The 21,954-nt window shown below is 66.6% G+C and carries 17 protein-coding genes; 7 read left to right on the top strand and 10 right to left on the bottom strand.

The window, feature by feature from the left end; genetic code table 11:
• Positions 1–23 precede the first annotated feature (23 nt).
• The 8 genes from E1N52_RS28090 to E1N52_RS28055 form a co-directional block, all read right to left on the bottom strand.
• Positions 24–905, bottom strand: a complete 882-nt coding sequence (locus E1N52_RS28090) for an SDR family oxidoreductase (RefSeq protein WP_133186050.1) — start codon at positions 903–905, stop codon at positions 24–26.
• Positions 906–992: 87 nt separating this feature from the next.
• Positions 993–1,991, bottom strand: coding sequence for an NADP-dependent oxidoreductase (locus E1N52_RS28085; RefSeq protein ID WP_133186049.1), 999 nt, complete (start codon positions 1,989–1,991; stop codon positions 993–995).
• A 110-nt stretch (positions 1,992–2,101) separates the two neighbouring features.
• Entirely contained in the window at positions 2,102–2,629 is a 528-nt protein-coding gene (locus E1N52_RS28080; protein WP_133186048.1) for a PaaI family thioesterase, read from the bottom strand.
• 8 nt (positions 2,630–2,637) lie between these two features.
• Positions 2,638–2,940 carry a Dabb family protein gene (locus E1N52_RS28075; protein ID WP_133186141.1) on the bottom strand — a complete coding sequence of 101 codons (303 nt, stop codon included), beginning with the start codon at positions 2,938–2,940 and terminating at the stop codon, positions 2,638–2,640.
• Positions 2,941–3,126: 186 nt separating this feature from the next.
• Complete coding sequence (locus tag E1N52_RS28070; RefSeq protein ID WP_133186047.1) at positions 3,127–4,305, bottom strand: acetyl-CoA C-acyltransferase; 1,179 nt, start codon at positions 4,303–4,305, stop codon at positions 3,127–3,129.
• A 53-nt stretch (positions 4,306–4,358) separates the two neighbouring features.
• A complete protein-coding gene (gene pncA, locus E1N52_RS28065; protein WP_133186139.1) occupies positions 4,359–4,994 on the bottom strand; it encodes a bifunctional nicotinamidase/pyrazinamidase in 636 nt (211 codons plus the stop codon).
• Positions 4,995–5,040: 46 nt separating this feature from the next.
• A complete protein-coding gene (locus E1N52_RS28060) occupies positions 5,041–7,122 on the bottom strand; it encodes a 3-hydroxyacyl-CoA dehydrogenase NAD-binding domain-containing protein (RefSeq protein ID WP_133186046.1) in 2,082 nt (693 codons plus the stop codon).
• Between the two features lie 245 nt (positions 7,123–7,367).
• Positions 7,368–9,056, bottom strand: coding sequence for a 3-(methylthio)propionyl-CoA ligase (locus E1N52_RS28055; RefSeq protein WP_133186045.1), 1,689 nt, complete (start codon positions 9,054–9,056; stop codon positions 7,368–7,370).
• Positions 9,057–9,212: 156 nt separating this feature from the next.
• On the opposite strand from E1N52_RS28055, the gene E1N52_RS28050 reads away from it, so the two are divergent.
• The 5 genes from E1N52_RS28050 to E1N52_RS28030 all read left to right on the top strand — a co-directional run bounded on the left by E1N52_RS28050 (position 9,213) and on the right by E1N52_RS28030 (position 13,070).
• Positions 9,213–10,811: a protein adenylyltransferase SelO gene (locus E1N52_RS28050; protein ID WP_425468146.1), complete on the top strand. Its 1,599-nt coding sequence runs from the start codon at positions 9,213–9,215 to the stop codon at positions 10,809–10,811.
• Positions 10,812–10,861: 50 nt separating this feature from the next.
• Complete coding sequence (msrB, locus tag E1N52_RS28045; protein ID WP_042269481.1) at positions 10,862–11,281, top strand: peptide-methionine (R)-S-oxide reductase MsrB; 420 nt, start codon at positions 10,862–10,864, stop codon at positions 11,279–11,281.
• Between the two features lie 112 nt (positions 11,282–11,393).
• Complete coding sequence (locus E1N52_RS28040) at positions 11,394–11,927, top strand: septation protein A (RefSeq protein WP_042269484.1); 534 nt, start codon at positions 11,394–11,396, stop codon at positions 11,925–11,927.
• Positions 11,924–12,232, top strand: coding sequence for a BolA family protein (locus E1N52_RS28035; RefSeq protein WP_028206991.1), 309 nt, complete (start codon positions 11,924–11,926; stop codon positions 12,230–12,232). Before E1N52_RS28040 ends, E1N52_RS28035 begins: the two co-directional genes overlap by 4 nt.
• 58 nt (positions 12,233–12,290) lie before the next feature.
• Complete coding sequence (locus tag E1N52_RS28030) at positions 12,291–13,070, top strand: peptidylprolyl isomerase (RefSeq protein WP_133186044.1); 780 nt, start codon at positions 12,291–12,293, stop codon at positions 13,068–13,070.
• 81 nt (positions 13,071–13,151) lie between these two features.
• Here E1N52_RS28030 and E1N52_RS28025 read toward each other — a convergent pair whose 3' ends face one another.
• Positions 13,152–14,267: a Fic family protein gene (locus E1N52_RS28025; protein WP_133186043.1), complete on the bottom strand. Its 1,116-nt coding sequence runs from the start codon at positions 14,265–14,267 to the stop codon at positions 13,152–13,154.
• Between the two features lie 218 nt (positions 14,268–14,485).
• Positions 14,486–18,562 carry a phosphoribosylformylglycinamidine synthase gene (purL, locus tag E1N52_RS28020; protein ID WP_133186042.1) on the bottom strand — a complete coding sequence of 1,359 codons (4,077 nt, stop codon included), beginning with the start codon at positions 18,560–18,562 and terminating at the stop codon, positions 14,486–14,488.
• 342 nt (positions 18,563–18,904) lie between these two features.
• On the opposite strand from purL, the gene E1N52_RS28015 reads away from it, so the two are divergent.
• Positions 18,905–20,200 carry an FAD-dependent oxidoreductase gene (locus tag E1N52_RS28015; protein WP_133186041.1) on the top strand — a complete coding sequence of 432 codons (1,296 nt, stop codon included), beginning with the start codon at positions 18,905–18,907 and terminating at the stop codon, positions 20,198–20,200.
• A 126-nt stretch (positions 20,201–20,326) separates the two neighbouring features.
• Positions 20,327–21,919: an NAD(P)H-hydrate dehydratase gene (locus tag E1N52_RS28010; protein ID WP_133186040.1), complete on the top strand. Its 1,593-nt coding sequence runs from the start codon at positions 20,327–20,329 to the stop codon at positions 21,917–21,919.
• The last annotated feature ends 35 nt before the right edge of the window (positions 21,920–21,954 follow it).

Raw genomic sequence — 21,954 nt, 5'->3', positions numbered from 1 at the left:
GGCACGGACCCCGTGCGCCGCGTTTATTGCGGCGCTTTCTTGACTTCAGGTTTGAGCGAGAGCGGATCGGTCGGGTTGCGCAATGTTTCGATGTCCTCATGACGCAGCTTCACCGAAGGGAGAATCTGCGGATGCGTGAGGATATAGAAGCGCCCTTCCCGCACGGCGTCGAAGGTCGCCTTCGCGACGTCGTCGGGCGTGAGCTTGCCGGAGCGCACCGCGCGCTGCAACTGCAGATCGGCGGCTTGCTGCGAGCGCGTGGGCGGCGCTTCGTTGCGCAAATCGTCAGGGCGGGCGCGCTCGGCGTTCGCAATGCCGGTCGACACGAAGGCCGGGCACAGCAGCGAGCAGCTCACCTTGTCGGTCACATTCTTCAGGTCGTGATAAAGCGTCTCGGTGAGCGAGACCACGGCATGCTTGGACGCGTTGTACACGCCCATGGCGGGCGGCGAAAGCAGCCCCGCCACCGAAGCCGTGTTGACGATATGCGCGCGCTCGCCCTGCGCGAGCATCGCTGGCGTGAAGCTGCGCACGCCATTGGCCACGCCCATCACGTTCACGCCGAACACCCAGTCCCAGTCCTTCGCGCTGGCTTCCCACACGAAGCCGCCGGTACCGACACCCGCGTTGTTGAAGAGCAGATGAACCTTGCCATAAGTGTCGAGCGCGGCCTTCGCGAGTGCATCGACCTGCGCGGCATCGCGTACGTCGGTGCGCACGCCGATGACCTGCGCGCCGCCGTCGCGCAATGCGTTGACGGTTTCGTCGAGCAGCGTCTGGTCGACGTCGGCGAGCACGAGCTTCATGCCGAGCGCTGCGGCCTGTTGCGCGAACGCGCGGCCAAAGCCGCTTGCCGCGCCCGTGATGACGGCCACGCGGCCGTCGAACTCAAACGGTTCGGACATTGCGAATCCTGCGGTAAAGGTTGCGGTGAGTACTGCGCACGGAAAAGCGAAGCGCCCTTTCCGGGCGCTTCGCTGACGTTGAGTCAGTTAGATCAGCTTGACGAGCTGCTTGCCGAAGTTCTGGCCTTTGAGCATGCCGAGGAACGCACTCGGCGCGTTCTCGAGCCCGTCGGCCACGGTCTCGCGATACGCGAGCTGCTGCTTCGCGACCAGCGTACCCAGTTCAGTGAGCGCCTGCGGCCACACTTCCATATGTTCGCTCACGATGAAGCCCTGCACGAGCAGGCGCTGCGTGAGCAGCAGTTGCGGATACTTGAGCGGCATCGGCTCGCCGTCGTAACCGGCGATCATCCCGCACAGCGCGATGCGGCCGAACGCGTTCATGCGCGCGAGCGTCGCGTCGAGCACCGCACCGCCGACGTTCTCGAAGTAGCCGTCCACGCCGTCCGGCGTCGCGGCCTTCAGATCCTGATAGAGATTGCCGGCCTTGTAATCGACGCATGCGTCGAAACCGAGCGTCTCCACGACATAGCGGCATTTGTCCGCGCCGCCCGCGATACCCACCGCGCGGCAGCCCGCGCGCTTCGCAAGCTGGCCGACCACGCTGCCCACCGCTCCGCTCGCCGCGCTCACGACGACGGTTTGCCCGGCCTTCGGCTCGATGATGCGATTCAGGCCATACCACGCGGTGACGCCCGGCATGCCCACCGGCCCGAGGTATGCGGAAAGCGGCACATGCGTCGTATCGACGACATGCAGGTCGCTGCCGTTCGAGGTGCCGAACTCCTGCCAGCCGAACATGCCCACCACCTTGTCGCCGGGCTTGAACTTCGCGTTGCGCGACTCGACCACTTCGCCCACCGTGCCGCCGATCATCACCGAGTCGAGCGGCTGCGGCGCCGCGTACGACTTGCTGTCGTTCATCCGCCCGCGCATGTACGGGTCGAGCGAAAGATAGTGGTTGCGCACGCGCACCTGGCCCTCTTCGAGCGCTGCGAGCGGCGTTTTGACGAGGCGGAAGTTATCGACGCTCGCGGCGCCTTCCGGGCGCGAAGCGAGCAGGATCTGGCGATTGGTCTGGGTCATGGCGTCCGTGTTGCTTCGTTGGGCGCGGCGAGGCGTTGAACGCCAGCCGCGCGAGAGAACAGCGATCGGGTGCGCACGAGCAAAGCCCTCGTACGCGCCCGGTCGCGCGTTTAACCGTCGCTCGGGCCCGGCCGTGCGCTGGGGTCGCTGCGCAGACGCTGACGCGTCACGTCGCGGCCCACCGCAAGCCGGCGCATGTACTTGAAGGTGCCGAGCGCCTTGGCGACGAAATGGCCTTCGCTGTCGCGAATCTCGCCTTCGCAATAGGCCATGGTGGTGGAACGGTGCAGCACGCGGCCCGTGGCGCGCAATTCGCCGCGCCCAGGCTGCATGAAGTTCACTTTCATTTCGACGGTGACGACGCCCACGCCGTCGGCAGCGACGCTGCGCGCGGCCATCGCGAGCGCGATGTCGGCGAGCGTCATCGTGACGCCGCCGTGCGCGACGTCCCACGTATTCAGATGCCGTTCGGCGAGCGGCAGCAAGACTTCGCTCGCGCCGTCACGCGCGCTCACGAGTTGCGCGCCGAGGTGCTCGACGAAGGGACTCTCGATGATCGTGAGCGACGTTTGCGGATGTTGTGCGTCTTCGCCTTTTGGCGCGCCGCCGCCCGGGGACTGATCTGCGGTACCGGTCATGATGCGCGTTAGACCACGTAATCCACGCACTGGCGCGACTCGACCACGAGCTTCGCGAACTGCTTCACGACGAGATGCTCGGGGTGGTCCTGATAGCCGTCGAGCGCGGCCTGATCGGCGAAGTCGGAGACGAGTACGAGGTCGAATGTGGAAGCGAGGCCCGGCGCGGCCACACCGACTTCGAGGTGCAGCGTGCCCGGCACGAGATCGCGGCAGCCTTCGAGCAGCGCCTTGAACTTCACGACGTTCTCGGCGCGCGTCGCGCCTTCGGCCGACTCCTTGAGCTTCCACATCACGATATGACGAATCACGAACTCACCTCTTTCAGTCTGCATGGGAACAGGCGCCGCACCGCGCGCGCGCCGACAGCCGTCATGATACCCGCAGCGGCTCGCGCACGAGAGCGGCCCGGCGCGCGGAAAGCCGCGGGAAAGCGGTGAAAAGCGGTGCCGTAGCCGAGGCGGCGGCAGACTCTCGCGAGTCCGCCGCACCGTGCATCACACGACTTCGAAGAGGCCGGCGGCGCCCTGCCCGCCGCCGATGCACATCGTCACCACGACGAACTTCGCGCCGCGGCGCTTGCCTTCGATGAGCGCGTGGCCCGTGAGGCGCGCGCCCGACACGCCATACGGGTGGCCGACGGCAATCGCGCCGCCGTTCACGTTCAGACGGTCGGCGGGAATGCCGAGCTTGTCGCGGCAATACAGCACCTGCACCGCGAACGCTTCGTTCAGCTCCCACAGGCCGATGTCCTCGACCTTCATGCCCGTCTGCTTGAGCAGCTTGGGCACGGCGAACACGGGACCGATGCCCATCTCGTCCGGCTCGCAGCCCGCGACGGCGAAGCCGCGGAAAATGCCGAGCGGCTGCAGGCCTTCGCGCTCCGCGACCTTCGCGTTCATCACGACGCAGGCGCTCGCACCGTCCGAGAACTGGCTCGCGTTGCCAGCCGTAATGACGCCGCCCGGCATCGCCGTGCGAATCTTCGCAACGCCTTCGAGCGTGGTGTCGGCGCGAATGCCTTCGTCGGCTGCGATCGTCACTTCCTTCGTGACGAGCTGTCCGGTCGCCTTGTCGGCAACACCGGCAAGCACCGTCATCGGCACGATTTCATCGTTGAAGAGACCCGCGGCCTGTGCGGCCGCCGCGCGCAGCTGCGACTGCACGCCGTATTCGTCCTGGCGCTCCTTCGAGATTTCATAGCGCTTCGCGACGTTTTCGGCCGTTTGCAGCATGCTCCAGTAGATTTCCGGCTTGTGCTGGTTGAGCCAGCCTTCGGCCACCATGTGGCGGTTCATCTCGTTCTGCACGCACGAGATCGATTCCACGCCGCCCGCAACGAACACGTCGCCTTCGCCCACGATCACGCGTTGCGCGGCAAGCGCAATCGTCTGGAGTCCGGATGAACAGAAGCGGTTCACCGTCATGCCCGGCACGCTCACGGGCAGGCCCGCGCGCAGCGCGATCTGGCGCGCGATATTCGCACCCGTTGCGCCTTCGGGGTTCGCGCAGCCCATGATCACGTCTTCCACGCGGGCGGGGTCGATCTTCGCGCGCTCGACGGCGGCTTGCGTCACATGGCCGCCGAGCGTGGCGCCGTGCGTCATGTTGAAGGCGCCCTTCCAGGATTTGGCGAGGCCCGTGCGGGCGGTCGATACGATTACGGCGTCAGTCATGCGATGTCTCCCACTACGAATATTGAATCCAGAGGATGTCTTTGATTGGACGTTCAAGCGGACAGTGCCAGCACCTCGGCCGATTGCGCGCGCTTCACACCGGCGTCAAGCAACTGCTGCCACGCGGCGGCAAGCGAGCCATTCAGGTCGATAGCGCGCGAGGCGTCTTCGATCAGCACGGTTTCGAAGCCCGCGGCGCGCGCATCGAGCGCGGACCACGCCACGCAATAGTCGGTCGCGAGGCCGCAGCAGTACACGCGCTTCACACCTACGTCGCGCAGATAGCCCGCGAGGCCCGTGGGCGTTTTGCGGTCGGCTTCGAGAAACGCGGAGTAGCTGTCCACATCGGCGTGATGGCCCTTGCGGATCACCGCGCGCGCATGCGGCACGTTCAGGTCGCGATGCAGCGCAGCGCCTTCGGTGCCCTGCACGCAATGCACGGGCCACAGCACCTGCTCGCCGTAGGGCAGCGCCGTCGTCTCGAACGGCGCGCGCCCCGCGTGGTTGGCCGCAAACGAAACGTGCTGCGCCGGGTGCCAGTCTTGCGTGAGCACCACGTTGCTGAAGCCCTGCACGAGGCGGTTCGCGACCGGCACGACTTCATCGCCACGCGCGACAGCAAGCGCGCCGCCGGGCATGAAGTCGTATTGCAGGTCGATCAGCAGGAGCACGTCGTCTGCGCTTCTCATCATGTTCGTCCGCCTGTTCGTCCGCTTTTGCGTCCGTGAGTGATGCTTAGTTGAACGTACCGCCACAGGCAGCCAGCTCGACGATCGACGGCGCGACTTCCCACGCCTCGCCATTGCGCTGCTGCGCGTAGCGGCGGATGGCGCGCTCGACGTTGTAGAGGCCAACCGTGTCGGCGTACAGCATCGGGCCGCCACGCCACAGCGGGAAGCCATAGCCCGTGAGATAGACCATGTCGATGTCCGATGCCTTCGAAGCGATGCCCTCTTCGAGAATCTTCGCGCCCTCATTGACGAGCGAGAACACGAGACGCTCGACGATTTCCTCGTCGCTGATCTTGCGTCGTTCCACACCGGCTTCCTTCGAGTACGCCACGATCATCTCGTCGACGAGTTTCGAAGGCAGCGCGTTGCGCTCGCCCGCCTTGTAGTCGTACCAGCCCGCGCCGGTCTTCTGCCCGAAGCGGCCTGTCTCGCACAGACGGTCGGCGATCTTCGAGTACTTCATGTCCGGGTGTTCCTGATAACGGCGCTTGCGAATGGCCCAGCCGATATCGTTGCCGGCCAGGTCGCTCATGCGGAACGGGCCCATCGCGAAGCCGAACTTCTCGACTGCACGGTCCACTTGCGCGGGCAGCGCGCCTTCTTCGAGCATGTAGAGCGCCTGACGCACGTACTGCTCGATCATGCGGTTGCCGATGAAGCCGTCACACACGCCCGAAACCACGGCCGTCTTGCGGATCTTCTTCGCGACCTGCATGACGGTGGCGAGCACGTCCTTGCCCGTTTCCTTGCCGCGCACGACTTCGAGCAGCTTCATCACGTTGGCAGGACTAAAGAAGTGCAGGCCCACCACGTCCTGCGGACGCTTCGTGAACGCCGCGATCTTGTCGACGTCGAGCGTCGAGGTGTTCGAGGCGAGGATCGCGCCGGCCTTGGCGACTTCGTCGAGGCGTTTGAACACCTGCTCCTTCACGCCGAGTTCTTCGAACACCGCTTCGATGATGAGATCGGCTTGCTTGAGGTCGTCGTAGGAGAGCGTCGGGCTGATGAGCGCCATGCGCGCTTCCAGCTTCTCCTGCGTGAGCTTGCCCTTCTTGACCTGCGCTTCGTAGTTCTTGCGGATCGTGGCGAGGCCGCGATCGAGCGCTTCCTGCTTCGTTTCCAGCAGCGTGACCGGCACGCCCGCGTTGAGGAAGTTCATCGTGATGCCGCCGCCCATCGTGCCCGCGCCGATCACGGCCACCTTCTGGATGTCGCGCGTGGGCGTGCTCGACGGCACGTCGGGAATCTTGCTCGCGGCGCGCTCGCCGAAGAACGCGTGGCGCAGCGCGCGGCTTTCCGGCGTCTGCACGAGTTCGAGGAAGCATTCGCGCTCGAACACGAGGCCCTTGTCGAAGCCCTGCTTCACACCCGCCGCGATGGCGTCGACGCACTTCACCGGCGCGGGGTAGTTCTTCGCCATCGCGCCGACGGTATTGCGCGAGAACTGCAGGAAGCCTTCGGCGTTCGGATGTTCGATCTTGCGGTTGCGCACGAGCGGATGCGGGCCCGGCTTGTCGGCCGCCTTGCGTGCGAATGCGATTGCCTCTTCGAGCAGATCGCCTTGCGCCATGGCGTCGAAGAGCCCCGAATTCGCGAGCTTTTCGCTCATCACCGGCGCGCCCGTGACGATCATGTTGAGCGCGGCTTCGAGACCGATCGCACGCGGCAGACGCTGCGTGCCGCCCGCGCCTGGCAGAATGCCGAGCTTCACTTCGGGCAGCGCGATCTGCGCGCCGGGAGCAGCGATACGGTAGTGCGCGCCGAGCGCCAGTTCGAGACCGCCGCCCATGGCCACGCTGTGGATCGCGGCCACGACCGGCTTCGCGCTCCTTTCGACTTCCTTGATGACGGTGTGGAGCGTCGGCTCCTGCATCGCCTTGGGCGTGTTGAATTCGGTAATATCCGCGCCGCCCGAGAACGCCTTGCCGGCGCCCGTGATCACGATGGCCGCAACGGCCGGATCGCTCGCGGCGCGCGCGAGACCCTCGACAATGCCTGCGCGGGTCGAATGCCCGAGGCCGTTGACGGGCGGATTATTGAGCGTGATGACGGCGACGCCGTCGCGAGTCGTGTAGTCCACTGCCATTTGCCTGCCTCCATGCTTGCGGGCCGCGTTGTGCGTCGTCGGTTTCATTGTCCGACATTCCCGGTCAGCAGGCAGAATACCCAAAAAAGAACGTTCGTTCAATTTTTTGCTGCGCTGCGGACGCCAGGGTTTGTACTGAAAGCACGAAACTGGCGGGTCGGCCGGCAAAAGTCAGAAGAAAAAAAACGCAGCCAGATGGCTGCGCCGGAGAACCTTGCGCGGTTGCGCGGGTGACTTGATGCGGCTTATCCGTGCTTCGCGGCGTCGTGCGCCGGATCGATCGGACACCCTTCCACCGCGAGCGCAGTCGGCAGCACGTAGGAGCGGAACTGCTCGCGCAGCTTGAGCTTTTGCAGCTTGCCCGTTGCCGTGTGCGGCAATTCGTCGACGAACACGGCGTCGTCGGGCAGCCACCATTTCGCGACCTTGCCTTCGAAGTACGCGAGGAGTTCTTCACGCGTCACTGCCGCGCCGGGCTTTTTCACCGCGACGATGAGCGGGCGCTCGGTCCAGCGCGGATGCGCGCAGGCAATGCACGCGGCCTCCGCGATAGCCGGATGCGCCACGGCGATGTTTTCCAGGTCGATCGAGCTGATCCACTCGCCGCCCGACTTGATCACGTCCTTGCTGCGGTCAGTGATGTGCAGGAAGCCATCGGGGTCGATCGTGGCGACGTCGCCCGTGGGGAACCAGCCGTCCACGAGCGGCGAGCCGCTTTCCTGGCGGAAATAACGGTCGATCACCCACGGCCCGCGCACGTGCAGGTCGCCGAACGTCACGCCATCCCACGGCAATTCCCTTCCGTCCTCGCCCACGATCTTCATGTCCACGCCGAAAATCACACGCCCCTGCTTTTCGAGCAGCACCTGCTGCGCTTCGGGCGGGCGCTGCGACTGTTCCCAATTGAGCTTCGAGAGCGTACCGAGCGGCGACATCTCCGTCATGCCCCACGCGTGGATGGTCTGCACGCCGTAGTCGTCCTCGAAGGCGCGTTGTATCGCCGGCGGGCAGGCCGAGCCGCCGACCACCGTACGCTGCAGCGTGGAAAACCTCACGCCCGCGCTGCGCACATACGCCAGCAAGCCGAGCCAGACCGTGGGCACGCCGGCCGAGGAGGTGACGCTTTCCGCTTCCATGAGTTCGTAGAGCGACTTGCCGTCGAGATCCTTGCCGGGCAGCACGAGCTTTGCGCCTGTGAGCGGCGCCGCATGCGGAATGCCCCACGCGTTCACATGGAACATCGGCACGACCGGCAAGATCGCATCGCGCGCGGAAAGCCCCATTGCGTCAGGCAGCGATGCGCCATACGCATGCAGCACCGACGAGCGATGGGTGTACAGCGCGCCTTTCGGGTTGCCCGTAGTGCCGGACGTGTAGCAAAGGTTCGAGGCGCTGCGCTCGTCGAGTTCGGGCCACGCGAAGTGGCCGTCCTGCTCGCCGAGCAGCGTTTCGTAGCAGAGCACTTCCGTGCGCATTGGCGGCCGGTGCGACTCGTCGCACAGCGCGATCCACCCGCGCACGTTCGGGCATTGCGGCGCGATCGTGTCGACGAGCGCGGCGAACGTGATGTCGAACATCACGTAGCGGTCTTCGGCGTGATTGACGATCCAGGCGATCTGCTCGGGAAAGAGCCGCGGATTGATGGTGTGGCACACGGCGCCGAAGCCGGTCACGCCGAAATAGGCTTCGAGGTGCCGGTAGCCGTTCCAGGCCAGCGTGCCGACTCGTTCGCCCGGCGCCACGCCCAGCGCAATGAGCGCCTGGGCGAGCTGCTTCGAGCGCACCTCGCACTCGCGGTACGTGTAGCGATGAATATCGCCCTCGACCCGGCGTGAGACGATCTGCGCGCTGCCATGATGGCGCGCCGCATGCGCGATCAACGACGAGAGCGTGAGCGGCACATCCATCATTTGTCCCAGCAGCGGCGCACTCATCGGTAGCGGTCTCCTCGCGTTTGATCGGCGTTGTGTGTCGTTGTCTTTCGCGTTCTACTTTCACGTATCGGGCTGGCGCGCCGGCACGCTTCGAACGCGCTCCAGCACGCCGGCGGGTGCGGACTTACAATATCGGCTATTCAACAGGCCCTCAATATGTCGTTTTCACCAGGCACTCCCGACTCCCAAGGCGGCTCGTCCGCTACGCACACGCCCGCCACCGGTCCGCTCGCCGACTTCGAACGCGCATTGATCATGCCGCGCGACGATGCCTTCGCCGCGCTCGGCGCCCGCTTTTACACGCGGCTGCCCGGCGCGCCGCTGCCTGCGCCTTACGTCGTCGGCTTTTCGAAGGCCATGGCCGCGCAACTCGGGCTCGAGGCATCCGCTGTTGCCGATCCCGCGTTCGCCGAGTTCTTCTGCGGGAATTTCACGCGCGAGCGCTCGCCCTCGACCATGTCGCACGCAACGGTCTACTCCGGCCACCAGTTCGGCGTATGGGCGGGCCAGCTCGGCGACGGCCGCGCGCTCACGCTCGGCGAAGTCGAGCACGAGGGCAAGCGCAACGAGATCCAGCTCAAAGGCGCGGGCCGCACGCCCTACTCGCGCATGGGCGACGGCCGCGCGGTGCTGCGCTCGTCGATCCGCGAATTTCTGTGCTCGGAGGCCATGCATCATCTCGGCATTCCGACCACGCGCGCCCTCACGGTGATCGGCTCCGACCAGCCTGTACGCCGCGAAGAGATGGAAACGGCGGCGGTCGTCACGCGCGTGTCGCCGAGCTTCGTGCGCTTCGGCCACTTCGAGCACTTCTATTCGCATGACGACGTGGATGCGCTGCGCGCGCTCGCCGACCACGTGATCGCGCGCTTCTATCCGCAACTGCGCGAAGCCGACGACCCGTACCTCGCCCTGCTCGACGAAGCGGTGCGCAGCACGGCGGCGCTGATGGTCGAGTGGCAGGCGGTGGGCTTCTGCCACGGCGTGATGAATACCGACAACATGTCGATCCTCGGCCTCACGATCGATTACGGTCCGTTCGGCTTCATGGACGGCTTCGACGCCAACCACATCTGCAATCATTCGGATTCGCAGGGCCGCTACGCGTATCGCATGCAGCCGCAGATCGGGTACTGGAATCTCTTTTGCCTCGCGCAGGCGCTCGTGCCGCTGTTCGGCGCGCACTACGACATCGCCGACGAAAAGAAGCGCGGCGAGCGCGTGGTGGCCGACGCGCAAGGCGTGCTCGAACGCTTCAAGGGGCACTTCGCGCCCGCGCTCGAAGCGCGCATGCGCGCGAAGCTCGGCCTCGAACACGAGCGCGAAGGCGACGACGCGCTCGCGAACAAACTGTTCGAAATCATGCATGCCAACCGTGCCGATTTCACGCTCACGTATCGCCATCTCGCGCGCGTTTCGAAGCATGACGCGAGCGGCGACACGGCGGTGCGCGATCTCTTCCTCGATCGCGCCGCATTCGACGCCTGGGCCACCGAATACCGCGCTCGTCTCGCGCACGAGACACGCGACGACGCCGCGCGCGCCGAGGCGATGAACCGCACGAATCCGAAATACGTGCTGCGCAATCACCTCGCGCAAACGGCGATCGAGCGCGCCGCGCAAAAGGACTTCAGCGAAGTCGAGCGGCTCGCCAAGGTGCTCGAGCGGCCATTCGACGAGCAGCCCGAGAACGCGTCGTACGCAGGGCTGCCGCCCGACTGGGCGAGTTCGCTCGAAGTCAGTTGCTCTTCGTGAGCGCGCCCCCATCTACGTGATCCTTGTTTCCCACCCGACAGGAACCCGACATGAGCCAGGACGACCACAACTCCCCCTCCTACCCCGGCTACAAGTCCGACGAGCAATGGCGCGAGCAGCTCGACGAAGGCCAGTACCAGGTCACGCGCCATGCGGCCACCGAGCGCGCCTTCACGGGCAAATACTGGGATCATTTCGATCGCGGCGTGTATGACTGTGTGTGTTGCGGCACGCCGCTCTTCGAGTCCGACACGAAATTCGACGCGGGTTGCGGCTGGCCGAGCTACTTCCGCCCGATCAACGGCGAGGTGATCGAAGAGAAAACCGACCGCACGCACGGCATGCTACGCATCGAGGTGCGCTGCAAGAACTGCGGCGCGCACCTAGGCCACGTGTTCGAGGATGGTCCGGCCCCGACGGGCCTTCGGTATTGCATCAATTCGGCTGCGCTACAATTCGAGCCCAAGTGAACGTTGGCAAGGCAGCTCCGCGCCCCGCGCGGGGCGCCGCTGGGTAAAACCAGGCCTTGAAAGCGTCGCGCCCTCTTTTGTTGGGCTCAATTCGTCAACTCTCAGGCCGATAATGAAATTCCTGTTTGATCTGTTCCCGATCATCCTCTTTTTCGTCGCCTTCAAGCTGTGGGGCATCTTTACGGCTACGGCCGTGGCGATTGGAGCTACGCTCGTGCAGATCGCGTGGGTCGCGTTCCGTCATCGCAAGGTCGACCCGATGCTGTGGCTTTCGCTCGGCATCGTCGTCGTGTTCGGCGGCGCCACGCTGATGCTGCACGACGAAACCTTCATCAAGTGGAAACCCACCGTACTCTACTGGGCGTTCTCGGTCGTGCTGCTCGTTTCGCAAGTGGCATTCGGCAAGAACCTCATCGAAGCGATGATGGGCAAGCAGATCACCCTGCCGCCGCGCATCTGGACGCAACTGAACTTCGTCTGGTCGATCTTCTTCGCGCTGCTCGGCATTCTCAATCTCTTCGTGGCGTTCCACTTCTCCACCGACGCGTGGGTCGACTTCAAGCTGTTCGGCGCGACCGGCATCCTCGTGGTGTTCATCGTCGGCCAGAGCCTGTGGCTTTCGCGTTACATGAAGGAAGAAGAATGAGCGACGTCTTTCTCAACGCCAGCCCCGCCGAGCGCATGGCGCTCATCGAAACGCGCCTGACTGCGGCGCTCGCCCCCGTTTCGATCGACGTGCGCGACGACAGCGCGCAGCACGCGGGACACGCGGGCGCCGCTGCTGGCGGTCACTATCATGTCACGATCGTTGCGGGCGCATTCGCGGGGAAAGCCCGCGTGGCAAGGCATCGCATGGTGTATGATGCGCTGGCCGAGGCCATGCAGCGCGGCATCCACGCCCTCGCGATCACGGCGCTCACGCCCGAAGAAGCCGCGGCGCTGCCCCGGTAGCCCACGTTAGATTTCGTTTTTTGTTCGCCATTTTGGTTCGCCCCGTTAGGACTTTCCGATGACCTTGAAGAAGACCCATCTCTGGGTGTTGCTGGCTGCGTGCGCGGCGGCTCCCGCCTTTGCGCAGAACATCGCCGTCGTGAACGGCACGCCGATTCCCAAAGCGCGCGCCGATGCGCTGGTCCAGCAGCTTGTCCAACAAGGCCAGCAGGATTCGCCGCAACTGCAAATGGCGGTGCGCGAGGAGCTCGTGAACCGCGAAATCCTCATGCAGGAAGCCATTCGCCAGGGCATTCCGAACAACCCGGACGTGAAGGCGCAAATCGCCGTGGCCCAGCAGACCGTCGTGCTGCGCGCGCTGATTCAGAACTTCGTGAAGAACAACCAGCCGACCGACGCCGAAGTCAAGGCGCGCTACGACCAGTTGACGAAGGATGCGGGCGGCAGCGAATACCACCTGCACCACATCCTCGTGGACAACGAGCAGCAGGCCAAGGACCTGATCGCGAAGATCAAGGCCGGCGCCAGCTTCGAAGACCTCGCGAAGCAGTACTCGAAGGACCCGGGCTCGGCCAAGAACGGCGGCGACCTCGACTGGTCCGATCCGAAGGCGTACGTGCCGGAATTCGCGGCTGCGGCCACGCACCTGCAGAAAGGCCAGATGACCGATACGCCGGTGCACACGCAGTTCGGCTGGCACATCATCCGCGTGGACGACATCCGCCCGGTCACGCCGCCGCCGCTCGAGCAGGTGCGCCCGCAGATCGTCCAGCAGCTCCAGCAGGAAAAGCTGCAAGCGTTCGAAGAGAATCTGCGCAAGCAAGCGAAGATTCAGTAAGGCTGCATGGCGGCGCATTTGCCGCTTTAGGTGCTGCAAAAAACCCCGCGACCTGCAAAGGCGCGGGGTTTTTGTTTGCGGCTACGCGTTGAGTTCGTAGCTCGTGCTGCGCCCGCCACCCTCCGCCTTGCGCAGCACGCCACGCGCCACCAGATCGTTGATGTCGCGTAACGCCGTGTCGGAGGAGCATTTGGCAATGGCCGCCCACTTGCCGCTCGTGAGCTTGCCGTCGAAGCCATCGAGCAAGCGATTGAGGAGCTTGACCTGGCGCTCGTTGAACGGCGTCGTGGCCCACTCGCGCCAGAAGCGCGCCTTGCCGAGCACCGCGTCCAGCGTGATTTGCGCCTGATCGACCGCGCGATGCAGCGCGTCGAAGAACCACGCGAGCCACGGCGTGACATCCATCGAGCCTCGCTGCGTGCGCTCCAGAATGTCGTAATACCCTTTGCGCTCCCGCTGGATCTGCGCGGAAAGGCTGTAAAAGCGCTGCGCACTGCCGTCTGCGCGCGCGAGCAGCAAGTCGCCGATGGCTCTTGCGACGCGGCCATTGCCGTCGTCGAACGGGTGCAGCGTGACGAACCACAAGTGGCCGAGGGCCGCCTTGATCAGCGGCGGCTCTTGCGCCGGGCCGTTGAGCCAGTCGAGAAAGCGCCGCGTTTGGGCTTCCAGCCGGTTCGCGGGGGGCGCCTCGAAATGCACGCGTTGACGGCCGATCGGCCCGGAGATCACCTGCATGGGCCCGCTTGCATCGTCGCGCCATGCTCCGACGTTGATCCGCGACAGGCCCGCGTAGCCCGTAGGGAATAGCGCGGCATGCCAGCCGAACAGGCGCTCACGCGTGACCGGCGCGCGGCTGTTGGTGGTCGCGTCGAGCACCATCTCCACCACGCCTTCCACGTGGCGGTCCACCGGCGCGAGCGCCCCGATGTCCACGCCCATGCGACGCGCGATGGACGAACGCACGGAGGCGACGTCGAGTTGCTCGCCCTCGATCTCGCTGGTCTTGAGCACGTCCTCCGTCAGGGCCGCGAGGCTCGCCTGGTCGCGCAGCGCGAGGCCGACATCGGCCAGCCTGCCCACCAGCAAGCCCTGGGCGCGGCTGACCTCGGCCATGGGCTCGGCAAGCGCTGCCAGATCGAAGCGCCATTGAGGCCAGTCGCCCGCCTCCCAGATGTAGGTGTATTCGCCGCCATTCATGCGGCGATTATGGGACGTATTCGCCGCATGCACAAGTTAATCGCCGCAAAAAATGCGGTGATTAACGCCGCTATTCGCCGCAAGGCGTTTTCGGCCAGCGCCAAAAGGCAAAAACCCCGGCCCGCACTCGCAATCGAGGCATGGCCGGGGTTTTCCGCCAGGGCGAGTTGCCCCTGGCGTGCGGTGGCGTCAAACGTCCGCGTGGTTCGCGAGGCTCGTTAGCCCACCCACTTGCGCGCGTTCTGGAACGCACGCATCCACGGGCTCGCCTCGCCCCAGGCTTCGGGGTGCCAGCTCATCGTGACGGTGCGCTGCACGCGCTCGGTGTGCGGCATGAGCACAGTGAAGCGGCCGTCGGGCGTCGTGACCGACGTGATCCCTTGCGGCGAGCCGTTCGGATTGAACGGGTAGGCCTCGGTCGCCTGGGCGCGATGGTCGACGTAGCGCATCGCCACCGCGACCTTCGAGATGTCGCCCTGCTGCGAGAAGTCCGCGAAACCTTCGCCGTGCGCGACCGCCACCGGAATGCGCGAGCCTTCCATGCCGTTGAAGAAGATCGACGGCGAGCCCTGCACTTCCACCAGCGAGAAGCGCGCTTCGAACTGCTCCGACTTGTTGCGCGTGAACTTCGGCCAGGCTTCGGCGCCCGGGATCATCGAGGCGAGGCTCGACATCATCTGGCAGCCGTTGCAGATGCCGAGCGCAAACGTGTCCTGGCGCGCGAAGAACGCCGCGAACATGTCCGCGAGCTTCGCGTTGAAGCGGATCGTCTTGGCCCAGCCTTCGCCCGCGCCCAGCACGTCGCCGTACGAGAAGCCGCCGCAGGCGACCGCGCCCGCGAAGTCGGCGAGCGTGGCACGGCCTTCGAGCAGGTCGCTCATGTGCACGTCGTGCGCGTCGAAGCCGGCGCGATCGAACGCGTACGCGGTTTCGAGGTGCGAGTTCACGCCCTGTTCGCGCAGGATCGCCACACGCGGACGCGCGCCCTTGCCGATGAACGGCGCGGCAATGTCCTCGGCCGGATCGAACGTGAGATGCGGCTGCATGCCCGGATCGGCGGCGTCGAGCAGCGCGTCGTATTCGGAATCGGCGCACGCAGGGTTGTCGCGCAGACGCGCAATACGCCAGCTCACTTCGCCCCACACGCGTTGCAGTTCCGCACGCGGCGCTTCGTAGATGCGCTTCGCGTCACGGTAGATTTCGATCGAGTCGCGATTGTTCAGCGTGCCGATCACGTGCGAGCACGCCGAGAGGTCATGCTGACGCAGCACGCCCATCACGACGTCGCGCTGCTGTGCCGGCACCTGGATCACGGCGCCCAACTCTTCGGAGAAGAGCGCGCGCAGCGTGCGGTCTTCGCGGCGGCCGCTCGTTTGCTTCGCCCAGTCCTTGGCGTCGCCGTAATCGGACTCGTGCTCGTTGTCGAGCGTGAGCATGTCCACGTTCAGCGACACGCCCGTATGACCCGCGAAAGCCATTTCGCAGACCGTCGCCCACAGGCCGCCGTCCGAGCGGTCGTGGTACGCGAGCAGTTGCTCGTTCGCGTTCAGTTGCTGGATGGCCGTGAAGAACTGCTTGAGGTCTTCGGCGCTGTCGACGTCGGGCACTGCGTCACCGACCTGCTGCGTGACCTGCGCGAAGATGCTGCCGCCCATGCGGTTCTTGCCGCGGCCCAGATCGATCGCGATCAGCACCGACTCGCCCACTTCGTCGACGCGGCGCAGTTGCGGCGTGAGGTGGCGGCGCACGTCGTCGACCGGCGCGAACGCCGAGATGATGAGCGAAACCGGCGCGACCACTTCCTTCGCCACGCCTTCCTCGTTCCACTTCGTGCGCATGGAGAGCGAATCCTTGCCCACCGGAATGCCGATGCCAAGCGCCGGGCACAGCTCCATGCCGATCGCCTTCACGGTGTCGTACAGCGCGGCGTCCTCGCCCGGTGCGCCGCACGCGGCCATCCAGTTCGCGGAGAGCTTGAGCTTGTCGAGCGACAGAATCGGTGCGCTCGCAATGTTGGTAATCGCCTCGCCCACGGCCATGCGGCCCGATGCGGGCGCATCGATCACGGCGAGCGGCGTGCGCTCGGCCATCGTCATCGCTTCGCCCTTGTAGCCGGCGTAGTCGAGCGCGGTGATCGCGCAGTCGGCCACCGGCACCTGCCACGGGCCGACCATCTGGTCGCGCACCGTCGTGCCGCCCACCGAGCGGTCGCCGATGGTGATGAGGAAGGACTTGCTGCCCACGGTCGGGTGGCGCAGGACGCTCTTCGCGACTTCGTCGAGCGAGACGCCCGTGACTTCGACCGGCGCGAGCGGCACGCTCGCGTGCGCGACGTCGCGGTGCATGCGCGGCGGCTTGCCGAGCAGGATGTCCATCGGCATGTCGACGGGCTGGTGGCCGCCGTTGGCCGCGAGCGCCTGCTCGTCGGTGTCGATGAGCTTCAGGTCGCGCGCGTCGGTTGCGACGCCCACGACAGCGAACGGGCAGCGCTCACGCTCGCAGATCGCCTGGAATTCGGCCAGATCGGCGGGCGCGATCGCGAGAACGTAGCGTTCCTGCGACTCGTTCGACCAGATTTCGCGCGGCGAAAGGCCCGACTCTTCGAGCTGCACCTCGCGCAACTCGAAGCGCGCGCCCTTGTCCGCGCCGTCGACGAGTTCCGGGAACGCGTTGGAAAGACCGCCCGCGCCGACGTCGTGAATGCTCAGGATCGGGTTGCGCTCGCCCAGCTGCCAGCACGAATTGATGACTTCCTGCGCGCGACGCTCGATTTCCGGGTTGCCGCGCTGAACCGAGTCGAAATCGAGTTCGGCCGTGTTGGTGCCCGTCGCCATCGAGCTGGCCGCGCCGCCGCCCATGCCGATGCGCATGCCCGGGCCGCCGATCTGGATCAGCAGCGTGCCGGCAGGCAGGTCGTGCTTGTGCGTGTGCTGCGCGCTGATGTTACCGAGGCCGCCCGCGATCATGATCGGCTTGTGATAGCCGCGCACGGTGCCCGCAACATTCTGCTCGTAGGTGCGGAAATAGCCGCCGAGGTTCGGGCGGCCGAATTCGTTGTTAAACGCGGCGCCGCCGAGCGGGCCGTCGATCATGATCTGCAGCGGCGAAGCGATGCGGTCCGGGCGGCCATAGGCGCCCTGCGTATCGGCGGGATTGCGCAGCGCGAGCGGCACGGCCGCGTCGCGGGCGTCTTCCCATGTTTCGCGCGCGTCAGGCAGATCGAGGTTCGAAACCGTGAAGCCCGTGAGACCGGCCTTCGGACGCGCGCCGCGGCCCGTCGCGCCTTCGTCGCGGATTTCGCCGCCCGAGCCCGTTGCCGCGCCCGCGAACGGCGAGATCGCCGTGGGGTGGTTGTGCGTCTCCACCTTCATCAGCGTGTGCGTGAGTTCGGTGTGGCGGCCATATTGCTCGCCAGGCGTGCCGTCGGCGTTGTTCTTGCGCGGGAACCAGCGCTCCGCGACCGCGCCTTCCATGATCGACGAGTTGTCCGAGTACGCGACGATCGTGCCCTGCGGGCTGATCTTCTCGGTGTTGCGGATCATCGCGAAAAGCGACATATCCTGATCCTGGCCGTCGATCGTCCAGCTCGCGTTGAAGATCTTGTGGCGGCAGTGCTCGCTGTTGGCCTGCGCGAACATCATCAACTCGACGTCGGTCGGGTTGCGTTCGAGCTTCTTGAAGTTGTCGACGAGATAGTCGATTTCATCGTCGGCGAGCGCGAGGCCCAGTTCGCCGTTGGCCGTTTCCAGCGCCGCACGGCCGTGGCCGAGCACGTCCACCGTCTGCATCGGCCGGGCCGGCAGTTCGTCGAACAGATGCAGTGCCGCGTCGCGCGAAGGCGCCACGCTTTCCGTCATGCGGTCGTGCAGCGCCGCGGCGACAGCGGCGTGCGCCTCTTCCGAAAGCGTCTTCTTGCCGCCGAGCAGGCCCGACTTGAGCACCACGGTGTATTCGACGCCGCGCTCGATGCGGCGCACCTGCTCGAGGCCGCAATGGTGCGCGATGTCCGTGGCCTTGCTCGCCCACGGCGACACCGTGCCGAAGCGCGGCACGACGAGGAACGTGAGCGCGCTGCCGCGCTCCTGCGGGGCCGCGAACGGCGCGCCGTAGTGCATCAGCGCTTCGATCTTCGCGCTGTCGTCAGCAGTGAGCGGCTCGGCCGAATTGACGAAATGCAGATACTGGCCGTGCACGCCGACGATGTTGGCGTCGATACGCTGAAGCGTCTCGAGCAGGCGGGTCTGACGGAAGTCGGAAAGGGCCGAAGCGCCGGGGAAACACGAGAAGTGGGCCATGGACTGGGGCGTTGCGTCGAGGTTGCGTCAGAGTTGCGTCGCGGCTTCGCCTCGCGCGAAACACGTCGCAAGGTGGCGATGCGTCGCGCGGGGGATGGCGACGGTCAGGCGAAGGGAGACCGCGATTATAACCCGGAAGGCCTGTCCTGACCGCCCCGGTGGCCGTGCGACACGCGTGTGGCAAGCCGGCCTCGCGCATGGCGATGCGCACGCTTTCGCTGCTATGATTGCGCGTTTCGTCTGATCGGCGCACCTGGGCATCGCTTCGGCGCGCCGCACGCCCCACCTTCGGCAGGACGCCCTCACCCGAGCGAGCGCCGCCTGCCTGCAGATCGTATCGTCATGGATGTCATCGTCATCGGCGGCGGAATCGCCGGCATCGCTACCGCCTGGCAGCTGCGCGCGGCCGGGCATCGCGTCTGCGTAATCGAACGCCACGCCACCGTTGCGCAAGGCGCGACCTACGGCCATAGCGGCATTGCGCTGCCCACGCCGCTCGACGTCTGGTTCGGCCCCACGTTCCTGCGCAACGGCCGCCAATCGTCCGGCGGCGTGATCAGCAAGACGGGTTGGCGCGGCCAGGCACACGGTTTCGTCAAACGCCTCGCCACGCTGCACGGTTCCGAGGCGTTCGCAGAACGCTATGCGCTCCTGCGCCCGCTCATCGATTCGGCGCAAGCGGCGCTCGCCGACATCGACGCGCGCTTCCAGCTCGACTACGAGCAGCGCGACGGCCTGCTCTACCTCGTACGCGGCAACGACGAATGGTCGCTCACGCAACCGGCCCTCGAGCTGCTGCGCCGCTTCGAGACGCCGCACCACGCGCTGTCGCCCGCGGAATGCGTGGCTTTCGACCATGCCATCCCAGCCGATCCGCCGTTTGCGGGCGGCGTGCACTTCGAGACCGGCCGGGTAGCCAACTGCCCGCTCTTCGTGAAGCTGCTCAAGCAGGTGCTCGACGCCCAGGGCGGCGTGCAGTTCGAGATGAGCCGCGAAGTCAATGCGATCCGCCTGGAAGACCGGCGCGCGGCCGTGGAACTCGCGCCGCCCGCACACGAAGCGGGCCGCTCGCGCGACGTCGAGGTGATCTCGGGCGATGCCGTCGTGGTCGCCGCGGGCGCGCAAACGCCGCACCTCCTCGCGCCGCTCGGCCTCAAGATGCCGTTTTATCCGCTGCGCATGCACACGCTCAATTCGCCGGTGGCGCATGAGGAATGCGTGCCGCACACCACGATCGTCGACGCGGGCAAGCGCATCGCCATCGCGCGCATGAATCACCGGCTGCGCATATCGGGCGCCGCCGTGCTGTTGCGCGCGCAGGAAGTCGATGACGCGCTGCCCGAAGCGCTCACCGAAGACGCCCTCGCGCTGCTGGGCGAGGCGTCGCGCGACTGGGCGCCGGGCGCCGCGCGCATTTCGGCCGCGCTTGCGTGGGAGGGCATGAAGCTGCTTTCGGCCGACGGCCTGCCGGCGGTCGGCAACGTGAGCCATCCGCGCCTCTTCGTCAACGCGGGCCACGGGCCGGCGGGCTGGGCGCTTTCGCTCGGCTCCGCGCGTCTCATCGCCCAGCAGATCTCGAGCCAGACGCCGGACCTGCCGGCCGATACCGTCAAGGCGCTCTCGCCGGGCCGCGATTGAGCATGAGCGGCAGGCGCGTGTGCGGCATTGCTGCGCCGCCGTGCCGGCCCACCGCGCTGCCTGCGCGTGCCGTCTGAGCGCTTGCTCGGGTATCGTTGCGATGTCGCCTCCCAGGACCGCATCGTCATGACGCACGCTCCACACTCCTCTGGCGCCGGGCAACCGGTGCTCGTCTACCCGCACGATCGTGCAATCCCGCTGCTCACCGTCGAACAGCTGCGCGAGGCCGAGGTCGCTGCGCAGTCGGCGCTGCCCGCTCACGCGCTGATGGCTCGCGCAGGCGCCGCTGCGGCGCATTTTCTGAGCGAGCAACTCGCGCACGCGCCCTCGTCCGCGAGCGACAAGCCGGTCTGGTTCGCCGCCGGGCCCGGCAACAATGGCGGCGACGCGCTCGTCGTCGCCACCGAACTGCATCGCGCGGGTGTCGCAGTGGAAGTCTGCATGCCAGTCGAGGTCAAGCCCGACGACGCGCGCTGGGCGCTAGCCGAGGCGCGCGCGGCGGGCGTGCCCATCGCCGCGACCGTACCCGCATCGTTCGACGCGTACGGCTGGCTCGTCGACGGGATGTTCGGAATCGGTCTCGCGCGGGGGCTCGAAGGCGTGTTCGCCGAACTCGCCGAAGCTCTCTCGGCACGCGCGCGCAGCCATGGCCACGTGCTCGCGCTCGACGTGCCGAGCGGCCTCGACAGCGACACCGGCAACGTGGTCGGCAGCGGCCCGGCGGTGCGCGCGACCCATACCGTGACCTTCATTGCCGCCAAGCCCGGCCTGTACACGGGCGTTGGGCGCGACTACGCGGGCGCAGTCGCGGTCGCGCCGATCGGCATCGACGCCGAAGGCACGCCGGGCGCCGTGCGCCTGAACGCGCCCGAGCTTTTCGCCGCCGCGCTGCCGGCACGCGCCTTCGCCACCCACAAGGGTACGTTCGGCACGCTCGCCGTCGTGGGCGGTGATACGGGCATGTGCGGCGCCCCGATTCTCGCGGCGCGCGCGGCGCTCCTCACCGGCTCGGGGAAGGTTCACGTGGGCTTTCTCGGCAGCGACGCGCCGCCCTACGACGCCCCGCACCCCGAACTCATGCTGCACGCGGCGGCCAAACTCGAGCTCGGCGCGATGGACGCCGTCGCAGTGGGCTGCGGCATGGGCGGCAGCGCGTCGGCGCGCCAGCTCGTGGACGCCATCCTGCGCCTTCACGCCGCCGTGCTCCTCGATGCCGATGCGCTCAATCTCGTCGCGCGCGACGAGGCGCTCGCTGCGCACGTCGCGCAGTCAGCCGCCTCGCGCGGGACGCCTTGCGTGCTCACGCCGCATCCGCTCGAAGCGGCGCGCCTCCTGGGCTGCGACACCGCCGCGGTGCAGCGCGACCGCCTCGCCGCAGCGCGAACGCTTGCCGCCCGCTATGCGGCTGTTGTCGTGCTCAAGGGCAGCGGCACCGTGATCGCCGCGCCCGACGGCCGCGTCGCCGTCAATCCCACCGGCAACGCGGGCCTCGCCACGGGCGGCACCGGCGACGTGCTCGGCGGCATGATCGGCGCGCTGCTGGCCCAGCGCCTGCCGCCCTATGAAGCGGCGCTCGCGGGCGTCTACCTGCACGGCCTCGCCGCCGACACGCTGTGCGCGCAAGGCGACGGCCCCGCAGGCCTCACGGCCGGCGAACTCGCGCCAGTGGTGCGCAAGCTCATGAACCGCCTCTTTTACGCGCCGGACTACGCAGCCTGAGGCGCCTCGGCCGCGCCAGGGGTCTCGCTCGCGCG

The sequence above is a fragment of the Paraburkholderia guartelaensis genome, assembly GCF_004353905.1.
Lineage (GTDB): Bacteria > Pseudomonadota > Gammaproteobacteria > Burkholderiales > Burkholderiaceae > Paraburkholderia > Paraburkholderia guartelaensis.
The sequence above is the reverse complement of the archived record's forward strand: the minus strand, read 5'-3'. Positions and strand labels throughout refer to the sequence as shown.

What these genes read in the sequence shown, in the direction of transcription:
- E1N52_RS28090 (WP_133186050.1), bottom strand. Translation starts at nt 905, where the DNA reads ATGTCCGAACCGTTTGAGTTCGACGGCCGCGTGGCCGTCATCACGGGC.
- E1N52_RS28085 (WP_133186049.1), bottom strand. Translation starts at nt 1,991, where the DNA reads ATGACCCAGACCAATCGCCAGATCCTGCTCGCTTCGCGCCCGGAAGGC.
- E1N52_RS28080 (WP_133186048.1), bottom strand. Translation starts at nt 2,629, where the DNA reads ATGACCGGTACCGCAGATCAGTCCCCGGGCGGCGGCGCGCCAAAAGGC.
- E1N52_RS28070 (WP_133186047.1), bottom strand. Translation starts at nt 4,305, where the DNA reads ATGACTGACGCCGTAATCGTATCGACCGCCCGCACGGGCCTCGCCAAA.
- pncA (WP_133186139.1), bottom strand. Translation starts at nt 4,994, where the DNA reads ATGAGAAGCGCAGACGACGTGCTCCTGCTGATCGACCTGCAATACGAC.
- E1N52_RS28060 (WP_133186046.1), bottom strand. Translation starts at nt 7,122, where the DNA reads ATGGCAGTGGACTACACGACTCGCGACGGCGTCGCCGTCATCACGCTC.
- E1N52_RS28055 (WP_133186045.1), bottom strand. Translation starts at nt 9,056, where the DNA reads ATGAGTGCGCCGCTGCTGGGACAAATGATGGATGTGCCGCTCACGCTC.
- E1N52_RS28050 (WP_425468146.1), top strand. Translation starts at nt 9,213, where the DNA reads ATGTCGTTTTCACCAGGCACTCCCGACTCCCAAGGCGGCTCGTCCGCT.
- msrB (WP_042269481.1), top strand. Translation starts at nt 10,862, where the DNA reads ATGAGCCAGGACGACCACAACTCCCCCTCCTACCCCGGCTACAAGTCC.
- E1N52_RS28040 (WP_042269484.1), top strand. Translation starts at nt 11,394, where the DNA reads ATGAAATTCCTGTTTGATCTGTTCCCGATCATCCTCTTTTTCGTCGCC.
- E1N52_RS28035 (WP_028206991.1), top strand. Translation starts at nt 11,924, where the DNA reads ATGAGCGACGTCTTTCTCAACGCCAGCCCCGCCGAGCGCATGGCGCTC.
- E1N52_RS28030 (WP_133186044.1), top strand. Translation starts at nt 12,291, where the DNA reads ATGACCTTGAAGAAGACCCATCTCTGGGTGTTGCTGGCTGCGTGCGCG.
- E1N52_RS28025 (WP_133186043.1), bottom strand. Translation starts at nt 14,267, where the DNA reads ATGAATGGCGGCGAATACACCTACATCTGGGAGGCGGGCGACTGGCCT.
- purL (WP_133186042.1), bottom strand. Translation starts at nt 18,562, where the DNA reads ATGGCCCACTTCTCGTGTTTCCCCGGCGCTTCGGCCCTTTCCGACTTC.
- E1N52_RS28015 (WP_133186041.1), top strand. Translation starts at nt 18,905, where the DNA reads ATGGATGTCATCGTCATCGGCGGCGGAATCGCCGGCATCGCTACCGCC.
- E1N52_RS28010 (WP_133186040.1), top strand. Translation starts at nt 20,327, where the DNA reads ATGACGCACGCTCCACACTCCTCTGGCGCCGGGCAACCGGTGCTCGTC.